This window comes from Allobosea sp. LjRoot9, assembly GCF_964252745.1.
Taxonomy (GTDB): Bacteria; Pseudomonadota; Alphaproteobacteria; order Rhizobiales; family Beijerinckiaceae; genus Allobosea.
The window spans coordinates 1,201,413-1,221,307 of record NZ_CAXUPC020000002.1 but is presented as its reverse complement, the minus strand read 5'-3'; the positions used below and the strand labels follow the sequence as shown (position 1 = coordinate 1,221,307).

The 19,895-nt window shown below is 66.5% G+C and carries 21 protein-coding genes; 2 read left to right on the top strand and 19 right to left on the bottom strand.

Annotation, left to right across the window (positions count from 1 at the left end; genetic code table 11):
- Positions 1-185 precede the first annotated feature (185 nt).
- Together ACSQ3P_RS14325 and ACSQ3P_RS14320 are read left to right on the top strand one after the other, a co-directional pair.
- Positions 186-782 carry a PadR family transcriptional regulator gene (locus tag ACSQ3P_RS14325; RefSeq protein ID WP_436166175.1) on the top strand — a complete coding sequence of 199 codons (597 nt, stop codon included), beginning with the start codon at positions 186-188 and terminating at the stop codon, positions 780-782.
- A 60-nt stretch (positions 783-842) separates the two neighbouring features.
- Positions 843-1,160 (top strand): DUF2218 domain-containing protein, encoded by a 318-nt coding sequence (locus ACSQ3P_RS14320; RefSeq protein ID WP_436166174.1) that lies wholly within the window; start codon positions 843-845, stop codon positions 1,158-1,160.
- Between the two features lie 42 nt (positions 1,161-1,202).
- On the opposite strand, the gene ACSQ3P_RS14315 is transcribed toward ACSQ3P_RS14320, so the two are convergent.
- The 19 genes from ACSQ3P_RS14315 to ACSQ3P_RS14225 form a co-directional block, all read right to left on the bottom strand.
- A complete protein-coding gene (locus ACSQ3P_RS14315; protein ID WP_436166173.1) occupies positions 1,203-1,823 on the bottom strand; it encodes an O-methyltransferase in 621 nt (206 codons plus the stop codon).
- A gap of 142 nt (positions 1,824-1,965) precedes the next feature.
- Entirely contained in the window at positions 1,966-2,931 is a 966-nt protein-coding gene (locus tag ACSQ3P_RS14310) for a catechol 2,3-dioxygenase (RefSeq protein WP_436166172.1), read from the bottom strand.
- Between the two features lie 85 nt (positions 2,932-3,016).
- A complete protein-coding gene (locus ACSQ3P_RS14305; RefSeq protein ID WP_436166171.1) occupies positions 3,017-3,754 on the bottom strand; it encodes an ABC transporter ATP-binding protein in 738 nt (245 codons plus the stop codon).
- Positions 3,747-4,502 (bottom strand): ABC transporter ATP-binding protein, encoded by a 756-nt coding sequence (locus ACSQ3P_RS14300; RefSeq protein WP_436166170.1) that lies wholly within the window; start codon positions 4,500-4,502, stop codon positions 3,747-3,749. Before ACSQ3P_RS14300 ends, ACSQ3P_RS14305 begins: the two co-directional genes overlap by 8 nt.
- Entirely contained in the window at positions 4,499-5,518 is a 1,020-nt protein-coding gene (locus ACSQ3P_RS14295; RefSeq protein WP_436166169.1) for a branched-chain amino acid ABC transporter permease, read from the bottom strand. The genes ACSQ3P_RS14300 and ACSQ3P_RS14295 overlap by 4 nt, the downstream gene beginning before the upstream one ends.
- A gap of 2 nt (positions 5,519-5,520) precedes the next feature.
- Positions 5,521-6,375 carry a branched-chain amino acid ABC transporter permease gene (locus tag ACSQ3P_RS14290; protein ID WP_436166168.1) on the bottom strand — a complete coding sequence of 285 codons (855 nt, stop codon included), beginning with the start codon at positions 6,373-6,375 and terminating at the stop codon, positions 5,521-5,523.
- 4 nt (positions 6,376-6,379) lie between these two features.
- The gene (locus tag ACSQ3P_RS14285; protein ID WP_436166167.1) at positions 6,380-7,069 is read right to left on the bottom strand and encodes a 4-carboxy-4-hydroxy-2-oxoadipate aldolase/oxaloacetate decarboxylase; all 690 of its coding nucleotides are present in this window, start codon (positions 7,067-7,069) and stop codon (positions 6,380-6,382) included.
- Complete coding sequence (locus ACSQ3P_RS14280; protein ID WP_436166166.1) at positions 7,066-7,791, bottom strand: PIG-L deacetylase family protein; 726 nt, start codon at positions 7,789-7,791, stop codon at positions 7,066-7,068. Before ACSQ3P_RS14280 ends, ACSQ3P_RS14285 begins: the two co-directional genes overlap by 4 nt.
- 26 nt (positions 7,792-7,817) lie before the next feature.
- Positions 7,818-8,933 carry a 4-oxalomesaconate tautomerase gene (locus ACSQ3P_RS14275; RefSeq protein WP_436166165.1) on the bottom strand — a complete coding sequence of 372 codons (1,116 nt, stop codon included), beginning with the start codon at positions 8,931-8,933 and terminating at the stop codon, positions 7,818-7,820.
- A 3-nt stretch (positions 8,934-8,936) separates the two neighbouring features.
- Complete coding sequence (locus tag ACSQ3P_RS14270; protein ID WP_436166164.1) at positions 8,937-9,920, bottom strand: Bug family tripartite tricarboxylate transporter substrate binding protein; 984 nt, start codon at positions 9,918-9,920, stop codon at positions 8,937-8,939.
- A gap of 31 nt (positions 9,921-9,951) precedes the next feature.
- On the bottom strand, positions 9,952-11,130 hold the full coding sequence (locus tag ACSQ3P_RS14265; protein WP_436166163.1) for an ABC transporter substrate-binding protein: 1,179 nt from the start codon (positions 11,128-11,130) through the stop codon (positions 9,952-9,954).
- Between the two features lie 52 nt (positions 11,131-11,182).
- Complete coding sequence (locus tag ACSQ3P_RS14260) at positions 11,183-12,004, bottom strand: DUF1932 domain-containing protein (RefSeq protein WP_436166162.1); 822 nt, start codon at positions 12,002-12,004, stop codon at positions 11,183-11,185.
- 117 nt (positions 12,005-12,121) lie between these two features.
- The gene (locus tag ACSQ3P_RS14255) at positions 12,122-13,027 is read right to left on the bottom strand and encodes a LysR family transcriptional regulator (RefSeq protein ID WP_436166161.1); all 906 of its coding nucleotides are present in this window, start codon (positions 13,025-13,027) and stop codon (positions 12,122-12,124) included.
- 83 nt (positions 13,028-13,110) lie between these two features.
- Positions 13,111-14,295, bottom strand: coding sequence for an MFS transporter (locus ACSQ3P_RS14250; protein WP_436166267.1), 1,185 nt, complete (start codon positions 14,293-14,295; stop codon positions 13,111-13,113).
- 133 nt (positions 14,296-14,428) lie between these two features.
- Complete coding sequence (locus ACSQ3P_RS14245; protein ID WP_436166160.1) at positions 14,429-15,415, bottom strand: ABC transporter ATP-binding protein; 987 nt, start codon at positions 15,413-15,415, stop codon at positions 14,429-14,431.
- Positions 15,408-16,424 (bottom strand): ABC transporter ATP-binding protein, encoded by a 1,017-nt coding sequence (locus tag ACSQ3P_RS14240; RefSeq protein WP_436166159.1) that lies wholly within the window; start codon positions 16,422-16,424, stop codon positions 15,408-15,410. The genes ACSQ3P_RS14245 and ACSQ3P_RS14240 overlap by 8 nt, the downstream gene beginning before the upstream one ends.
- 4 nt (positions 16,425-16,428) lie before the next feature.
- A complete protein-coding gene (locus ACSQ3P_RS14235; RefSeq protein WP_436166158.1) occupies positions 16,429-17,271 on the bottom strand; it encodes an ABC transporter permease in 843 nt (280 codons plus the stop codon).
- Positions 17,271-18,275: an ABC transporter permease gene (locus ACSQ3P_RS14230; RefSeq protein WP_436166157.1), complete on the bottom strand. Its 1,005-nt coding sequence runs from the start codon at positions 18,273-18,275 to the stop codon at positions 17,271-17,273. Before ACSQ3P_RS14230 ends, ACSQ3P_RS14235 begins: the two co-directional genes overlap by 1 nt.
- Positions 18,276-18,302: 27 nt before the next feature.
- On the bottom strand, positions 18,303-19,874 hold the full coding sequence (locus tag ACSQ3P_RS14225) for an ABC transporter substrate-binding protein (protein WP_436166156.1): 1,572 nt from the start codon (positions 19,872-19,874) through the stop codon (positions 18,303-18,305).
- Positions 19,875-19,895: the final 21 nt, after the last annotated feature.

The following is a 19,895-nucleotide window of genomic DNA, read 5'->3' as shown; positions in this document are numbered from 1 at the left end:
CTATCGGAAAAATCGTCGCTCAGTGCGGGCTGAAAGCCTGAAACCGAAATCAACCGATCGTCGAGCCTCATACCATTCCGTTTTGCTGCACGGGAAGCTGTCACCGTTCGCGATGAAACGGGCCTCTTGTAATTTAGATATTCTGCGATATATCGTAGACGCATCTTAGAATGGAGAACATCAAGATGGATTTCACTCGTCACTCACATCGAAACCACCGCGGGCATCCGCATTCCCGCGAATTTGCTCAGCACCGCTCGCGCGATTCCCATCATTTCGGCCATGAATGGGGCCGGGAGCGTGGAGAGCGCGGCGGTGGCCGCAGGCGCGTCTTCGATTCCGGCGATCTGCGCCTCGTGCTGCTCAAGCTGATCGCCGATCAACCGCGCCACGGCTACGACCTGATCCGTGCGATCGAGGAGGCCTCGGGCGGCAGCTATGTCCCCAGCCCCGGCGTCATCTATCCCGCGCTGTCGATGCTGCAGGACCTCGGACATATCGGCGAAGTCGCCTCGGAAGGCGCGCGCAAGGCCTTCGCCGTCACCGAGACGGGCAAGGCCGATCTTGCCGTCAATGCTGAGAAGGTCGCGTCTCAAATGGCGCGCCTCGCCGCGATCGCCACCATGCGCGAGCGCACCGATGGCGGGCCGATTCGCCGCGCCATGGAGAACCTCAAGGTTGCGCTACGCGGCCGTCTCGGCGGCAGCGATTCCGACCAGGCCATCGTTCACGACATCGCCGCGATCCTCGACGAGGCTGCGCAGCGGATCGAACGGCTTTGAAGAGAACAGGCCAGGCGGGCGGCCCATCCCGCCCGCGGCCCATCGCATTCAGGAGAGACCATGACCGTTTCCAGCAGCGCGCGCGTGCCGACCGAAAATGGCAACCGCTATCTCCAGCAGCTTTGCAAGCACTGGAGCCATAATCTTGAGGTCACGTTCACGCCTCAAATGGGACGGGTGACCTTTCCGCGAGATGTACGCGGCGCGGATTGGCCCGGTGACGCCACGCTCGACCTGCAGGCCCATGACGACAATCTCGAATGCCGCATCGAGGCCAGCGTGCCCGAGCAGCTCGCGGCGCTGAAAGGCGTCGTTGCAAGCCATCTCGACCGCTTCGCTTTCCGCGAGGCGCCGCTGCGCTTCGAGTGGCAGGATTGAGGGTGCGGCTGCGTCATCCGATCATCGACGCGTGCCTGGCGGCTACGGCCTGTCGAAGCGGCTGACCTCCAGCCCCGCTCCGACCGGCAGCAGGATGCTGCTCATGCCGGGCTTGGCGCGCACGGCCTCGACATAGCGCAGGGCGCCGTCCTTGCCGGGGCGGATGATGTTATCGGCGACGATGATCGCGCCGGGATTGAGCTTGGGATAGAACGCCTCCAGGCAGGGCACGTAGAACTCCTTCCAGAGGTCGATCAGCACGAAATCGATCCCATCTGGAAGCTCAGCGATCATCCGGACCGCATCGCCGACCTTGAAGTCGACATGCTCGGCCAGCCCGGCCTTCCCTGCCATGTCGCGCGCATGGGCTGCCTTGTAGTCGTGCAGTTCCATCGTCGTCAGCCGCCCGCCGGCCGAGCGCGCCGCTTCCGCCAGCCAGATGGTCGAATAGCCGTAGGACGTCCCCAGTTCGAGGATGTTCGGTGCCTTCAGGCTGCGCGCCAGAATGTTGATGAGTTGCCCGCTCTCCGGCCCCACGGAAAGCAGGAACTGATCGCGCAGAGCGTCCTTGAGGCCGGCCTGCGACGCGGCCTGCCTCGTCCCGACCTCTTCCTGCATTCGTGCATGATAGGCTTCGAGTACAGCCGTAACTTGTCCGTCCATCGATCCATCCTGCGCCGAAGCAATGACAGGCAGCCGGAACCGCCGCACACGGTGGGACCGCTGTCACCTGCGGAAAAGCCACTCAAAGAAGGCAAAGGAGCGGCATCCTGGGGCGACGATTCCAGAGATCGGCCAGACCGGTTCAATGCCCCGCTGTCGGCACGGGCGGGGTGCCATGGGTATGGAAGCTCTCGATCGTCTTCAGCCCCCAGGCCTGCCCCTTCTTCCGCTCGGTTTCGGTCCAGGTCACGGTTTGCCAGTCTGGATCGAGGATCAGGCGCGCGCCGGCATTGGCGATCTCGACACGGTTGCCGGCCGGCTCATAGGCATAGAGGAAGAAGGTCTGCTGGACCGCGTGCTTATGCGGCCCGGTCTCGATGAAGACGCCGTTCTCGAGGAAAATATCGGCGGCCTCCAGCACATGCTCGCGCTGGTCGACCGCATAGGTGACATGGTGGAAGCGGCCCAGGCTGTCGGTGTGGTCGCGCGTATAGGCGATGTCGTAGCTCTTGTTGTTGACGGTGAACCAGCAGCCGCCGACCTCGCCTGAATCGAGCACGATCTGCTCGGTGACGCGGCTGCCCAGCGCTTTCGGCAGGAAGTCCCGGATCGCGGCGACGTCACGCGCCAGCAGGTTGAGGTGGTCGAGGCGGCGCACAGCACAGCCCCGGCCATGGTTGCGCTGCGGCTGGTTCTTCAGGGCCGGCTTTTCCTGGGGCGGCGCGACATATTTGTGCGTATCGAAATAGATCTCGAAGATGTGGTCGTCGGGGTCGCGGAAACGGAAGGCGCGGCCATGGCCGAGATCGCCCTCGACCCAGCCGATGCCGGCGCCGAGCGCCTCGATCGCTGCGACCCGCCGCAGGAGGGCCTGCTCGCTCGTCGCGCGGTAGCCGATATGGCCGACGCCGGTGGTGTTCGAGGCCGTCAGCTTCAGCGTGTGGAATTCGTAATCGTCCCAGGCCCGCAGATAGACGCTGTCGCCCTCGCGGCCGGCTTCGGTCAGGCCGTAAACATTGACGAAGAAGTCGAGGCTGGCCTCGGGCTTGTCGGTCAGGAGTTCGACATGCGCGAGATGGGCGATGTCGTGGATCGGTTCGGGCTTCATGGCGTCTGCTCCCGCTGGTCTTTGGCCGTCGATGCGGCCTGCTTTTTGGTCATGCTCGTTCGAGCTGGTGGTTGCGACAGCGTGGCTAGGCCGCGCGGTCGGATGGTGGCGGCCCGGCCTGATGCGTGACGCCGAGATAGCGCTGCAGCGTGGCGGGGTCGGCGAGCAGCGTCGCGCTGGGCGCCGCATGAACCACCCGCCCGCGCTCGATGATGATGGCGTCGTCGGTCATCCTGAGGATCTTCTGGGCGTGCTGTTCGACGATGATCCCTGAAATCCTCTCTTCCATGAAGATCCGCTTCAACGCCCTGAGCAGTTCCTCGACGATGATCGGCGCCAGGCCTTCGGTCGGTTCGTCGAGCAGGAGGAGCTTCGGGTTCAGCACCAGCGCGCGGCCGATCGCCAGCATCTGCTGCTCGCCGCCGGACAACTGGTGACCGAGATTGCGCTTGCGCTCGGCCAGGCGCGGGAACATCGCGAAGACGCGCTCCGGTGTCCAGGGGCCGGGCAGGGCGACGGCCGTCAGGTTCTCGGTCACGGTCAGCGAGCGGAAGATGTTGCGCTCCTGCGGCACCCAGCCGATGCCGGCCAGCGCCCGGCGCTCGGGCTTGAGCCGCGTCAGCGCGACGCCGCCGAGGCCGATCTCGCCTGCCGTCCGGCGGGTGACGCCGACGATGCTGTTGATCAGGGTGGTCTTGCCGACGCCGTTGCGGCCGAGCAGCGCCAGCGAGCGGCCCTCGCCGAGCGAGAGGCTGACATCATGCAGGATCGCCGCCTCGCCATAGCCCGCGCACAGGCCGGTGATGGAAAGCAGGTCAGGCATCGAGGCTTTCCCCCAAATAGGCGGCGCGCACAGCGGGGTCGGCCGCGATGGCGGCCGGTGTTCCCTCAGTGATCACCGTGCCGTTGACGAGCACGGTGATGCGGGTCGCGAAGCGGAAGACGAGGTCCATGTCGTGTTCGATCAGGAGCACGCTGACATCGGCGGGAAGATCGGCGACGGTTGCGAGCAGGTCGCGGCGTTCGGCCTCCGGCACGCCGGCTGCCGGTTCGTCGAGCAGGAGCACGCGCGGTCGGGCGGCGAAAGCGGCGGCGATCTCGAGCTGGCGCTGCTTGCCATAGGGCAAGGTCGAGATCTTCTCCCCGATGACGTCGTCGAGCCGGAAGCGCTCGGCGATCGCAGCCGCCTCCCGCGCCAGATCGCCGCTCTTGTCCAGCTTCTGCCAGAGCTTCAGCCCGAGATCGTTCTGCTCGCAGAGGACGAGCAGCAGCATGTCGAGCGGCGTCATCGACTGGAAGAGCTGGTTGATCTGGAAGGTCCGGCTCATGCCCAGGCGCACGCGTGCTTCCGGCTTGGCCGTGGTGATGTCGCGGCCCTCCAGCAGGATCCTGCCTGCGCTGGGCTTGAGCACGCCGGTAAGCTGGTTGACGAGCGTCGTCTTGCCGGCGCCGTTGGGGCCGATCAGCGCGTGGCGGGCGCCGCGTTCGATCGTGAGCGAGACGTCGTTGGTCGCGACGATCCCGCCGAAACGCTTGACCAGCCCGATGGTCTGGAGCGCCGGCGCAGTCATGGCGCTCTCCGCGAGACGAGTTTCGCAAGCGCTGCGCGCGACCTGGCCAGCAGGCCGTGGAGGATCTCCCGGCCGCCGAGCACGAAGACGACCAGCAGGAGACCGATCCAGAACTGCCAGTATTGCGGTGTCGCCAGCGAGATCGCGTCCTGCAGCACCTTGAACAGGATCGCGCCGATGATGCCGCCATAGAGCCAGCCGGCGCCGCCGATGATAACGACGAGCATCAGATCGGCCGAGCGGTGGAACTCCAGCACGTCGAGCGAGACGAACTGCGTCGTCTGGGCCATCAGCGCGCCGGCAGCGCCCGCATAGGCCGCCGCGATCGTATAGACCATGACGATCCGGCCGTTGATCGCCACGCCCGTCGCCGAGGCGCGCAGCGGATTGTCGCGGATCGCACGCAGCGACAGGCCGAAGGGCGAGGCCATCATCCGCCGCGCCGCCAGGAACAGGACGAACAAGACCGATAGCGAATAGAGATAGGCCGTCCGCCCCTGCAGGTCGAAGGGGAACAGCCCGAGCAGCGGGCCCATGCTGATGCCTTGCAGGCCGTCCGCGCCGCCGGTGATTGCGCTGAAGCTGTTGGCGAGTTCGAACAGAAGCAGGGCAATGCCCAGCGTCACCATCAGCCGCGTCAGATCGGTCCCGCGCAGGACGAGGAAGCTTGTGAGAAAGCCGAGCAGCGCTGCTGCGAGCACGGCCACGACGAGCCCCGTCAACGGATCGGCATTGACATGCAGGGCGAAGAGCCCGGCCGCGTAGGCGCCAGCGCCGAGGAAGGCGGCATGGCCGAGCGAGACGATGCCGGCGAAGCCGAGGATCAGGTCGAGCGACAAGGCAAACAGCGCCAGGATCGCGACCTCGTTCAGGAGCAACATGCCGCGCGGGAGCATGAAGGGGGCGGCGGCCGTGAGGCCCCAGAAGACGACCTCGCCCAGTTTCCAGCGTCGCCGCCGCGACAGGGTCTTGCCGACCAGATCGCTCAGCGCCGGACGCGGTGTGTCGAGAGCCATGGTCATCGCGCCACCGCGAACAGGCCTTGCGGGCGCAGGAACAGCACTGCGACCATCAGGGCATAGATCAGGAAGGCGCCGAGCTGGGGCACGTAATATTTGCCGGCGACATCGACGACGCCGATCAGCAGCGCAGCAGTGAACGGGCCGATCAGGCCTGAGCGGCCGCCCACGGTCACGACGATCAGGAAGTAGATCATGAATTTGAGCGGGAAGGTCGGGTCGAGCCCGAGCATCTCGACCCCGAGCGCCCCGCCAAGCCCGGCAAGGCCCGAGCCGACGGCGAAGGTCAGCGAGAAGATCACGCCGACATTGACGCCGAGCCCGCGCGCCACCTGCTGGTCGTCAACCGCCGCGCGCAGGCGGCTGCCGAAGCGCGTGCGCACCAGCACATATTGGAGTGCGATGGTCAGGACGACGCAGATCGCGATCACGAAGCTGCGGTAGCGCCCGATGCCGATACCGGCGATGTCGAAGCGGCCCTGCAGCCAGGCCGGCAGGCGGATGAGCTGCTGCTGCGAGCCCATGACGTAGTCGACCGCCGCCACCACCATGAAAACGAGGCCGATCGAGAACAGCACCTGGTCGAGATGGCTCTTGGCATACATCGGCCGGTAGATCGTCCGCTCCAGCACGGCGCCGATGGCGGCTGGAACCAGGAAGGCGAAGGGCAATGTCGCCACGAAAGGCACATCGTAGCGCTGCATCAGCACGACCGTGACATAGCCGCCGGCCATGGCGAAGGCGCCATGGGCCAGGTTGACGAAGTTCATCAGGCCGAGCGTCACGGCCAGGCCCGAAGCCAGGATGAACAGCAGCATCCCATAAGCCACGCCGTCGAACAGGATCGTCAGCATGGCCTCACCCTTCCGGGTCGTCGCGATAGACGAGACCGGCCTTCGCCAGCCCCTCGCGCATCGCATACATATCGAGGCCGAGCTCGCCCGACGCCAGGCGGCGCCGCTTCTCCTCCTCATTCGCCTCGCGCTTGCGCCCGGCAGCCGCGACGGTCGCTGCATCCAGGCGCGGCACCACGACGACGCCGTCATCATCGGCGACGATCACATCGCCGGGATGGATGAGCGCGCCGGCGCAGATGACGGGAACATTGACGCTGCCCGGCGTCGCCTTGACCGTGCCCTTGGCCGAGATCGCCCGCGACCAGACCGGGAAGCCCATTTCGGTGAGCACGCGGACATCGCGCACGCCGGCATCGATGACGAGGCCGATACCGCCTCGTGCCTTGAGCGATGTCGCGAGCAGGTCGCCGAACATGCCATCGGTGTTGTCGGTGGTGCAGGCGACGACGAGGACATCGCCCGGCTTCACCTGCTCGATCGCGACATGGATCATCCAGTTGTCGCCGGGCTGCGCCAGCACGGTGACGGCGGAGCCGGCGATGAAGGCTCCTGGATAGATCGGCCGCATATAGGGCTTCAGCAGCCCGCTGCGCCCCATTGCCTCATGGGTTGTGGAGACGCCGAGTTCGGCCAAGTCCACAATGTCGGAGGCGGCGGCGCGCTTGTTGGTGCGAATGACGACGGGGGTCATGCCAGCGCCTCCAACGCTTCGGGGAAGAGCCGCTGATAGGCTTCGCCATAGGTCATGGCCTTGCCGGAATTGCGCCCGCCCTGCATGCCGCGGTTCAGCGCCACGCGGGTGTAGTACTCCCAGAGATGCTTCTGGGCGGCGAGGATCTCGAAGGCCTGGCGTTTCGCCTCCCAGACCTCGTCGATGTTGAGGATCACGTTCGGCTTGAAATTGCACTGTTCGGGTTGGTGCGGCTCGAACAGGAAGACCGGCGGGGCGGCATAGGCCCGCTCCGGATCGGGCTTGTGGCCGGCCGCCTGGGCGATGATCCGCGCCTCCTGGGCAAAGCGCGTCGCCTCGGGATGGTCGACATTATAGGGGTCTTCGAGCGCATGGGTCAGCACGAAGCTCGGCCCAAGCTCATGGAAGATGTCGATCGCGCGGTCGAGCATGGCGTCCGTGGTGCGCAGCGGATAGTCGCCGGCATCCATGAACTCGATCTCGGCGCCGAGGATCGCGGCGGCCCGTTCCGCCTCGTCGCGGCGCTGCGCCTTGACGTCCGCCATCTCTACGCCCGCCTTCTTCCAGGCGAACTGGCTCTCGCCGCGCTCGCCATAGGAGAGGCAGAGGATTTTTACGCGGAAGCCGCGCTTGGCATGGAGCGCGATCGCACCGCCGGCCCGCCAGACGAAATCGCCGGGATGGGCGGTGATCACCAGACCTGTCTTCTGCAGGCTCGACATATCTCGAAAATCCTCTCGTCTCGGGTTCATTCGGCGGCGCGGAGAGCGCCGTCTGTGTTGTGCTCGAGGGCGCGCGCCGGCACGAAGGCCATGCCCTCCATCAGGATGCGCGCGGTGCGCAGCAATCCGGCCCGCTCGACCACCGGGCGCTCCGCAGTGCCGCCCATGGTCAAGTGGACGGTGAACTCACCGGTCGGATGCTCGACCGAGATCGAGCGTTCGCGCCCCGCCGGCATGGCGACGACTGAGGCAGCCGGCGAGCCGGGCAGAGCCGCAGCGGTGGCGACCGTGACGGCCGCAAAAACGCCGATCGAGGCATGGCATTCATGGGGAATGAAGCTGCGCGTCGCGATGGCGCCGCCTTCGCGCGGCGGCGCGACCAGAGCGATCTTGGGCACGACCTTCGCCGAGACATCGCCGAGATTCATCAAGGGACCGGCGGCGAGGCGAATGCGCTCGAGCCGGACCTTGAGCTCAGTGTCCTTGTCCAGCACCTCGCGCGGCTCATAGCCGCTGCGCCCGACATCGGCCGCGCGCAGCACGATGACCGGCATGCCGTTGTCGATCAGCGTGACCTCGACGCCATCGACGATGTCGACAGTGTTTCCGGTCGGAAGCAAGGCGCCGCAGACGGAGCCTTCGGTATCGAGGAAGCTGATCTTGATCGGCGCCGAGGTGCCGGGCACGCCGTCGATGCGCGCATCGCCATCGGCATTCGCCTGGCCGTCCGCGGTCTCCAGCACCAGATCGGCGATCGTGCCGGTGTTCAGCGTCCTGACCCGCACGGTCGTGGATGCGCCCGTAGCAGTGACGAGCCCGCGCGCGATGGCGAAGGGGCCGATGCCGGCGAGGATATTGCCGCAGTTGGGCGTGGTGTCGACCTTGGCCGCCTCGATGCCGACCTGCGCGAACAGGAAATCGATATCGCAGCCGGGTTCGCTCGAGCGTGAGACGATCGCGACCTTGCTGGTCAGCGGATGCGCGCCGCCGAGCCCGTCGATCTGACGCTTGTCCGGCGAGCCCATCACCGCGAGCAGGAACGCATCGCGCGCGGCCGGGTCGGTGGGCAGGTCATCGCTGAGGAAATAGGCGCCCTTCGAGGTGCCGCCGCGGATCAGCATGCAGGGGGTCGCGCGTTGCATCGCTCAGCCTCCAGCCGTGATGTGGGCTTTGGTGATGACGTCGCGCCACAGCACGAGCTCGGATGCGATCAGCTTGCCGAAGCCGTCGGGCGTTTCCGGCCGGGCGATCGCACCGTCGCGGATCAGCGCGGCGGAGAATTCCGGTTCGCCGAGCAGGATATTGATCTCGCGGTTGAGCCGGGTGACGATCTCCATCGGCGTGCGCCGCGGCGCGACGACGCCATACCACTGGACCGCCTCGAAACCGGGCAGGCCGCTCTCCGCGATGGTGGGCAGGTTCGGGGCGAAGGGGACGCGGTCGCGGTTGGCGACGGCCAGAACCTTCAACTGGCCGCCTTCGGCAAGAGGCAATACCGCTGGCCCGCCCGTCAGCGTGAAATCGACCGAGCCGGCGACGAGGTCGTTCACGGAAGGAGCGGTGCCGCGATAAGGCACATGCACCGCCTCGATCCCCGCGCGGAAGCAGAGATAGGCGCCGGCGATATGGGCGGCGCTGCCCTGACCGCCGGAGCTGTAGTTCAGCTTGCCGGGATTGGCCTTCGCATAGGCGACGAACTCCTGGAAACCGTTCACCGGGAGCTTGGGATTGATCGCCAGCACATTGGGCAGCATCGCGACCAGCGCGACCGGCTGGAAATCCTTCACCGGGTCGTAGGGTACGTTGGGATAGAGCGAGGGCGAGAAGGCCAGCGTGCCGATATGGCCCATCATCAGCGTGTATCCGTCCGCCTCTGCCTTAGCGACCTGGCCGGCGGCGTTCATGCCACCTGCACCCGGACGGTTCTCGATCACGAAGCCCTTGCCCGGGATCGTGCGCTCGAGTTTGTTGGCGATCAGGCGCGCCAGCACATCCGTGCTGCCGCCGGGCGTGAACGGCACCACGAGCCTGATGATCTGCGACGGCCAGGGAGACTGGGCCATCAATTGCCCTGAGCCGGAGAAGCCGCCAAGGCCGAGCCCGGCCAGAACGCTGCGTCGGTTGATCATGATCCTGTCCCTCCGTGCCGGTGCCGACCGCTCAGGCCTTGACCTTCGCGGGATCCTTGACGTTGGGCACCGTCGCGAACTCGACATTGAAGAGCTCGCCATTCACCCGCTCGACGCGCCGGATGTAGATGTTCTGGATCGGCTCGCGGGTTTCGGGGTCGATGCTCAGGGGGCCGCGCGGGCTCTGCCAGGACAGGCCTTTCATCGCATCGACGAGCGCTTCGCCGCCGGTCGCGCCGCCGGTCTTCTTCAGGGCCTCGTAGATCAGGTGCATGCCGTCATAGGCATGGACGGCGATATGGTTTGGCCGCGTGCCGGCCTCCGCCCGGAAAGCCTTGCAGAAGGCTTCGTTCTCGGGCCCGGGATGGGCGGCCGAGTAATGGTGCGAGGTCACCATGCCGAGTACGGAATCGTCCATCTGAGTGATGATGTCGTCCTCGGTGACGCTGCCCTCGCCGAGGACGCGGATGCCGGCCTTGTCGAGGCCGCGCTCGACGAACTGCTTCATCAGCGCAGCACCCAGCCCGGTCGGCACGAAGACGAACAAGGCATCGGGCTTGGCGTCGGCGGCGCGCTGCAGGAAGGGCGCGAAGTCGCGGTTGGCGAGCGGGGCGCGGATGGTTTGGGCGATCTCGCCGCCGAGCGCCTTGAAGCGGTTGTTGAAGCCGGCTTCCGCATCGATTCCGGGCGCATAGTCGGCGACGAGGCTCACCACCTTGCGCACGCCGTTGGCATAGGCCCATTGCGCCAGCGGCACCGTGGTCTGGGCCTGGGTGAAGGCGGTACGGATGATGAAGGGCGAGCGCTCGGTGACGACGGAGGTCGCCGACATCATCACGATCTGGGGCACCTTCGCCTGTGTCGCGAGCGGCGCGACGGCCAGCGCCAGCGGCGTCAGGCCAAAGCCGGCCAGCACATGGACGCCGTCATTGGCGACCATCTCCTGGGCGATGCGGCGCGTCACATCGGCGACGCCGGTGTCGTCGCGCAGGATGAGCTGGACGCGCTTGCCGGCGACCGTCTCGCCCTTTTGGCGCATATAAAGCCGCGTGCCGGCATCGAGCATGCGCCCTGTCGAGGTGAAGGGCCCGGTCATTGGAGCGATGAGGCCGATCTTGATCGTGTCGGCCTGCGCGAAAGCGCGCGGCGCGGCGGCGGCAACCATTGAAAGGCTCGCTCCTGCGAGCAGCGAGCGGCGATTGAGCGACATGGTGCGTTTCCCTCTTAATCTTGCTTTTTGAGTTGGTTGGTCAGGCCTTGGGCTAGCTTGGGCGAGCACCCCGTTGCTGGCTGTCGGCGACGGCGCGGGCGAGCTCGGGATCCAGCCCGAGCGCGGCGAGCATCTCGGCGGCTTCACGCATTTCCGCTGCCCGGCGGACGCCATGCGTCGCGACACGCTCGCGCATGTCGGCAGACAGCGCGTGGAAATCGATCGAGGGGAATGTCGCGTGGAGGCTCGCAAAGACCGCGTCCTTCACATCCCAGGCTTCGCTGGCTGCCGTGCAATCGACCATCAGCGCTTCCAGGCCCTTGATCATGATGCTGCGGCACAGCTTCATCGCCGAGGCGCGGCCATGGACCTCCGAGACGGGCGTCAGATTCATGCCCAGGCTGTTGAGCGAGGTCGCGGTCAGTTCGGCGAGCGGGCCGCCGGCCAGGATCGGCACCTTGATGCCGGGCTTGAGCACGGGAGCCATGACGGCGCCCTCGACATAATCCGCTCCGCCGGCCTCGACGGCCTTCGCCGCGCGCTGCTTGGTCGATGGCGCGGCCGAGTTGACGTCGACGACGATCTGTCCGGGCTTGAGCCACAGCGCGGCCTGGGCCGCGACCGCTTCCGCCTTGTCGGCGGTCACGGCCGAGAACAGGATATCGGCCCCGGCGCAGGCTTCTTCGAGCGATGCCGCCGTCGCGACGCCGATGGTGCCCGCCGCCGTCTCGAGCTTTTGTCCTGCGCCTGATCCGAACAGCACGTCATAGGCGCGAATGCGCACGCGGCCGCTGGCGAGCAGGCCGCGCGAAAAGGTCTGCCCGACCTCGCCAAATCCGATGAATGCGATCGTTGCCGGTGTGGCTTCAGCCATCCGTCGACCCCTTGCTTGTGCGTTTCCATGTCCCGCGACAAGCCTGGGGCCTAGTTATTCTTACTTCAAATGATCACTTTGCAGCGATTGATGATTTTTATGCAGCAATGATTGTGGTCACCGCACCGAGACGCTGCGCTTGAGGGCCTCGCTGATCAGCTTCAGGAGGTATCGGGCGGGGGGCTTCAGCGGCAGGTTCTTGCGGGTGATGATGCCGAGCGTGCGCGTCACCGTAGGCGAGCGCAGCGGGATCGCGACGAGTTCGCCGGCATCGACGATGTCCAGTGCGAGCTGCGGCACGATGGCATAGCCGATCGCCGAGCGAACCAGGCTGACGGCAGTGATGACGCGCTGCACCTCATAGCGCCAGGTGAGCGTCTCGCGGCGCGATCCGAGCGCATCGTCGATCAGGATACGGTTGCCGGTCTCGGCGCTGATGCGCACCAGCGGCAGCCCCTGTAATTGCGCCCAGGTCAGGGATTCGGATTGAGCGAGCGGCATGCTGCGATGGCAGACGAGGAGGAAGGGCTCCTTGACCACCGGCTTGAGCTCGAGGTCCCAGCGATTGGCCGCAACGATGGTCACGCCGAACTCCGCCTCGCCGGACTGCACCTTGCTGGCGATCTCGGAGGCCGAGTTGTCATGGACCCTGACCCGAAAGCCGTCATAGCGCTTCTCGAATTCGGCGATCACGCCTGGCATGCAATGCATCGCCACCGTTGGCAGGCACCCCATGACGACTTGCTCGCCGCCATCCTTCGCATCGGCCCGGACTTCGTCGATCGCGGAGCCGAGCTCCTCGAAGATTTTGCGCGCCCGTGGCAGCAAAGCGAGGCCGGCGGGGGTGAGCGAGACCTGCCGGGTCGTGCGCAGCAGGAGCGGCGTCGCAAGCGATTCCTCGAGCTTGCGGATGCGATGGCTGAGCGCGGTCTGCGACAGGTTGAGATGCGAGGCCGCCGCCCGGAAGCTGCCGCGTTCGGCAATGCTGACGAAAGCCTGCAGGCCCAGGACGTCCATCCTCATCGCAGCCAACTCCAATGTGATCGAGCCGCAACCTAGAGCACGATGCGAAAAAGCGGGAACCGGCTTTTCGCATTGATCCGGCTCTAGTCGTGGCTGCCAGGCGCGGTCGAAGCGCGACGCGGCATGATCGCGAAGCAGATGACGCCGAAGAGAGCGCATAGGAGGAAGCCGATATCGAAACGATGCGTGAGCATCAGCAGAACCGCGAAGACGGATGGACCCACGACATAGCCCAGGAAGATGATCAAGGTCGCGCCGGCAGAGGCTTCCCTCACGAGATGCGCCGGGCAGGCCCGGGCGACCTCCGACAACTGGACGCCGTTCCAGCTCGATACGGTGACACCCGCCACCGCTGCGAGAATGCAGAAAAGCCCGTAGGACCATTCCGGCCCGGCAAAGGCCATGGCGAGCGAGGTCAGGCCGGAGGCCAGGCCCATCAGCCCGAGAAGCTGCCGCGGCGAACCGAGCCGGTCCGCCAGCCAGCCGAGCAGCATGCGGCCGACGACGCTGCTCGCTTGCATGATCGCGAAGGCGATGCCGGCCGCGCGGAGATCATGCCCTAGGCCTGAGACCGAGAACGTCATCAGATAGGCAAACCAGATGCCCTGGCCGAGCGCCAGGCACGCCCCAGCCATGGCGAGCCTGACGATGGAGGCCGAGCTGGTCAGCGCCGCGAGTGGTGCCCGGATATTCGCCGGTGACAGGAAGGCCCGCACCGTCACCGCCTGGTCGCGCGTCCTGCCGGCATCCAGCCGCTCGCGCATGGGCTGCACGGCGAGAAGCACGAGCATGACCAGAATAGCGGATACCAGCAGCGAGGCCCGCCAGCCGAAGGCTTCCACGACCGGCGGCAGGATCAGGCCGGCGACGATGCCGCCCGCCGGCACGCCGGCCTGCTTGATCGAGAAGATCATCGCGCGGTAGCGCGCGGGCGCTGTCCGGTGCAGCACATCGTTGCCCGCCGGCGAGGACGGTCCGTAGCCCAGCCCGATCAGCAGGGAGGCAGCGGCGGCCGCCGGCCAGAACGGCGGCAGGAGCAGCAGCAATCCGATGACGCCGAGGCAGAGCCCGCATTGCAGCGCGCGGACCGAGCCCAGCCGGCGCAGCATCGGAGCGCCGAGCGTCAGGAAGATGATCGAGCCGAGCGTGCCCAGGCTCGCCAGATAGCCGATGATCGCATCCGACCAGCCCCGTTCCGCCGTGAAGGCCGGCGCGAGCGTCGGCGGGATGCGCGTCAGGAACGCCGTTGCCGCCTGGACGGCGGTCATGGTCACGAGCGCCGAGATCCATTGCGGCGGAGCATCGGAACTGTCGGCCGCCGGCCGTGCCTCGTCTGAAGACATCGCTTGGGTCAGCCCGTGGGGTCAGAGGACTTGGGAATGAGTTGCGTGATCGATGACCTCACGCGGCGTATTCGCGCCAGCGCAGGCAGGCGACGCCATGGCCGCTTTCGAAATCGATAGCCGGCTCGATTGTCGCGCATTTGTCGATCGCGAGCGGGCAGCGTGTGCGAAAGCGGCAGCCGGACGGCACGTTGGACGGGTCCGGCGGCTCGCCTTGAAGGGTGAAGCTCTCGGTGACGCGCGGCCCGCCGATGCGCGGGGCGGCGGCGAGCAGCGAGCGGGTATAGGGGTGGCGCGGGGCGCGGAAGACCTCTGCGGTGTCGCCGATCTCGACGATGCGGCCCAGATACATCACGACGATGCGGTTGCAGATCGAGCGGACGACGGCGAGGTCGTGGCTGATGAAGAGATAGGTCAGCCCGAATTCCTCGCGCAGGTCGCGAAACAGCGCCAGCACCGTCGCCTGCACGGAGACGTCGAGGCCCGAGGTCGGCTCGTCGAAGATGATCAATTGCGGGCCGAGCACGAGGATGCGCGCCAGGCCGACGCGGCGCTGCTGGCCGCCGCTGATCTCATGCGGGTAGAGGTCGAGATGCGCCTGCGGCAGGCCGACTGCGCTGACGATCGCCTGGACGTGTTCCTCGCGCTTGGCCCGGGACCAGTCGGTGTGGATGATCAACGGCTCATGCAGCGAGCGCCGCAAGGTCCAGCGGGGATCGAGCGAGGCGCCGGGATCCTGATAGACATATTGCAGCTTGGCCCGTACCGCCGCGGCGCGCTTCTGGCCGGGCGCGGCGATGCGCTCGCCTTGCAGGCGGACTTCGCCGCTGGTCGGCTCGTGAATGCCCATCAGGGTCTTGCCGAGGGTGGATTTGCCGCAGCCGGATTCGCCGACGATGCCGAGCACCTCGCCTTCCCCGACCGCGAAGCTGACATCGTCCAGGGCCCGCAGCGTGCCGACGCGGCGGTTGAGGAAGCCGCGCACCGGGAAGTGGCGGCCGAGCCGATCGACCTCGAGCAGGGCCGGCGCCGGGAGGTCAGACATTCCCAGCGACCTCGCTCACCGCGACGGGATGATGGCAGGCGACCTGATGGGCGCCGTGCTGTCCGGACAAGGCAGGGCGCTCGTCGCGGCAGATCCCGGTCATTTGCGGGCAGCGCGGGTTGAAGCGGCAGCCCGGCGGCGGCTGCAATGGGCTTGGCACCGCGCCGGGAATGCCGACCGCGTCGCGCCCTTCTTCCGGCAGGCTCTGCAGCAGCATGCGGGTATAGGGGTGGCGGGGATGAGCGAAGAAGGCCTCGCGCGGTGCGATCTCGGCGGTCTGCCCGGCATACATCACGACGACGCGGTCGCAGATCTCCCAGGCGGCGCCGAGATCATGGGTGGTGAACAGCACCGAGACGCCGCGCTCGACCGCCAGCCGGCGCAGCAGGCCGAGGATTTGTGCCTGGACCGTGACGTCGAGCGCCGTGGTCGGTTCGTCGGCGATGATCAGGCGCGGCTCCGGCAGGAGCGCCATAGCGATCATCACGCGCTGGCGCTGGCCGCCGGAGAGCTCATGGGGGTATTTCTCCAGGATGCGGCGCGGCTGCGGCAACTGCACCGTATCCAGCATGGCGAGCACGGCCTCGTCATCGGCCTTCTGCTCCGCGCGCGAACGCCAGCCGAAGCGCGAGGCCGTCCTGCGCGGCGTCTTCCAGCGCATCAGGTCGCCGATCTGGGCACTGATGCGGAACAGCGGGTTGAAGCTGGCGAAGGGGTCCTGGGGAACGAAGGTCACGACCCGGCCGCGCAGGCTCTCGGCCGCCTGGTCGTCGCGGAGCATGTCGACGCCGTCGAGGCGGATATGGCCGCTGCCGATTTCGGTCAGGCGCTCGGGCAAGGTGCCGAGGATCGCGCGGGCCAGTGTGGTCTTGCCGCAACCGGATTCGCCGACGAGGCCGACGATCTCGCCGGGCTGCACGACAAGGTCGATCTGGTCGAGCACGCGCGCCGGCCCGCTCTCGGTGCGAAAGCTGAGGGAGAGTTTCGCGATGTTGAGCAGGGGCACCATCGCCTCAGACGCTCCGCCGTGTGCGCGGGTCGAGAATGTCGCGCAGGCCGTCGCCGAACAGGTTGAAGCCGAGCACGGTCAGGAAGATGGCGATGCCCGGCGCGAGCGCATACCACCAGGCTTCGGGCAGATATTCGCGGCTTTCGGCGATCATGCGGCCCCATTCCGGGGTCGGCGGCGGAGCGCCCAGGCCCAGGAAGCCGAGCGTCGCGGCGGTGAGGATCGTCGCGCCCATGCCGATCGAGGTGCGGACGATGATCGGCGAGGCGATGTTGGGCAGGATGTGCAGCACGATGACGCGCCAGGGCGAGGCCCCCAGCGCCACGGCGGATTCGATGAAGACCTCGTTTCGCATCGAGCGCGTCTCGGCATAGACGAGCCGCGCCCAGAACGGCCAATAGGTCAGCGACAGCGCCAGGATGACGTTCTCGATGGAGGGGCCGAGCGTCTGCGCGATGGCGATGGCGAGAACGATCTGCGGCACCGCCAGGAAGATCTCGGCAATGCGCATCAGGGCGTCGCTGACCCAGTTCTTGTAATAGCCGGCGACGAGGCCGATCGGGACGCCGATGAGCAGGGCCGAGCCGACGGCGATGGCGGCCAGCATCAAGGTGATGCGCGCCCCGAAGAGCAGGCGGCTGAAGATGTCGCTGCCCATCCGGTCGGTGCCGAACAGCGCTGCGGCCGCCGGCGCCTGCAGACGCCGCTCGATGTGGAAATCGGTGATGTCGCCGGGATGGGGCGCAAGCCATGGCGCGAAGATCGCCGCGATGACGAGGAGTCCGAGCAGGCAGGCGCCGAGCAGGGCCGCCTTGTCGCGCGCGAAGCGTTTGAGCAGCGCCAGCATCAGGCTGCTCCGCGCGGGTCGATCGCCGCCTGCAGCAGGTCGACCAGCAGGTTGATGAAGACGAACAGCGCTCCGGTGCAAAGCGTGAAGCCCATCACGGCGTTGTAGTCGGATTGCAGGATGGAGCGCACCGCATAGGCGCCAAGGCCGGGCCAGTCGAACACCGTCTCGACCACGACGGCCCCGGCGAGCAGGATGCCGAAGATCAGGCCGAGCTGCGTCACCGTGGCCGTCATGGCCATGCGCAGCACATATTTCCAGACGATCACCCGGCGCGGAAAGCCCATCGCCTTCTGATACGCGACGGAGGGCGAGTTGATCACGCCGATGACGCCGTTGCGGGTGAAGCGCACCACCGTCGCGGCCGCCGGCAAGGCCAGCGTGAGCGCCGGCAGTGCCAGATGGCGCAACGCATCGCCCAGCATTTCGCCATCGCCTTCGATCAGGGCGTCGACGACCATGAGATTCGTCACCGGGGTCGGCGGAAAGCCCTCGATCCGCCCCGAGAGCGGCAGCCAGCCGAGCTTCATCGAGAACAGGAACTGGAGCTGCATCGCAAACCAGAACGAGGCGACGGCAAGCCCCGACACCGTGACGACGCGCAGGATGTGGTCCATCCAGGAATTGCGGTTGAGCCCGCAGAGCACGCCGAGCGGAATCCCGACCAGCGCCGCGATCAGCACCGCCACGAGGGTCAGTTCCAGCGTTGCCGGCAGGCGCGCGACGAGGTCGTGGATGATCGGCTGCTGCGTGAACAGGCTGATGCCGAAATTGCCCTGGGCGACATCGAGGACATAGCGCAGGAACTGCACCGGCAGTGGCTTGTCGAAGCCGAAGCGCTCCCGCACCTGCTGCAGCTGCTCGGCGGAGGCGTTTTCACCGGCGGCGAGAAGCGCGGGGTCGATCGGCACGACGCGCGACAGGACGAAGACGATCGCAAGCAGGCCAAGCATGGTCGGCACAAACCAGATCAGCCGGTTCGCCACCAGGGACAGCCAGTTCATGCAGTCGCCTCCGCTCGCATCGCCTGCTCAGCCTCGTTTCAACGAGGCCCAGCGGATGTCCTGCCCGTTGCTGACGGGCGAGAAGCGGATGCCCTCGACCTTGCTCGAATAGGGGCCGTACCATTTGGTGTTGTAGACGAAGATGCCCGCCGCCTCGTCGCTGACGATCTGGGTCATCTCCTCATAGAGCTTGCGGCGCTCCTCCTGGTCGCTCGAGACCAGGGCACGGTCGAGCCGCCTGTCGATCTCGGGATTGCTGTAATAGGAGAAGGTCCGCGTGCCGTGGTAGCGCGTGCCGTAGAGCTCGCCGACCCAGTTGTTGGGGTCGACATAATAGGTGCTCTTCCAGAGCGGGATGATGTCGGCCTGCGTCTGGGCGTTGCGCATCCGGTTTGAGACGACCGACCAGGGCGAGACCTCGACCACGACCTCGACGCCGATCTGCCGCAGCGTGTTCTGGAACAAGGTCGCCGCCTGCTCGGATTCGCTGAAGCCGGCCAGCGCGTTGATGGTGATCGGCCGCAAGGGCTCGGTCACCTTCTTCAGCTCCTCGCGGGCGAGGTCGAGATTGTAGCTGTAGCCCTTCAGCCCCGGCGGCGTGCCCCAGATGTTGTTGGGGTTCGGACCCGGATTGCGGTTGACCGAGCCCTTCATGATGTTGGCGATGAAGCCGTCATAGTCGAAGGCATAGGCCAGGGCCCGCCTGAAATGGACGTTGTTCATCAGGGGCTTGCTGGTGTTCAGCGCCAGGATGAAGACGCGCATCGACTCCTGGTCGATGATCTGGACATTGGGCGATTGCTTGAGGCGCTGGATCTGGTCGTAGGGCAGGTAACCGTCCGCGCCCTGATAATCGCCGCGGATCAGCCCGAGCACGCGGGTATTGGTCTCCAGCACGGTGCGGAACTCGACATCGTCGAAGGGCTGCCCGGTCCAGCCGGCGAAATGCTCGACGAAGCGCCGGCCGGTCCAACCAACCGCCGGATCATGCCGGCGCAGGGCATAGGAGCCGCTGCCGGCCTCGTTGCGGGCCAGCCAGGCTTCGGCCCAGTCGCCGTTCTTCTCATTGGCCTTCACCAGCTCGCTGTTGACGACGAGGATGTCGGGCACCGTGGTCAGGAAGATCGCGGAAGGCTGGCTGAGATTGAACTCGACCGTGTGGGCGTCGAGCGCCTTGGTCGAGCCGGGCTTGATCGCATCGAGATAGAGGCTGGCCGCGCCCTTCTTCAGCGCGATGATGCGCTCGATCGAATAGACCACATCGTTGGCGGTGACGGGTTTTCCGTCATGGAACTTGGCGTTCTGGCGCAGCTTGAAGGTGTAGACCTTGCCGTCACTGGAGACGCTGTGGCTCTCGGCGAGCCAGGGGATCATCTTCGGGGGATTGTCGACCCAGCGGTAAAGCCCGTCATAGAGGTTGAAGCGCGACGCGGCCCGGGCGGTGTCGAAGATCGTATGGGGGTCGAGATTGTCGTAGGGGCTGTTGTTCGCATAGACGAACTTGCCGCCGCTTTGCGCCGAGGCGCCGGCCCATCCGGCCGAGGAGAGGGCGACCGAACCCAGAACCGTCTTCAGAGCATCTCTGCGTGTCTTGGTCATGCCATCCTCCTCTGTTGCTGG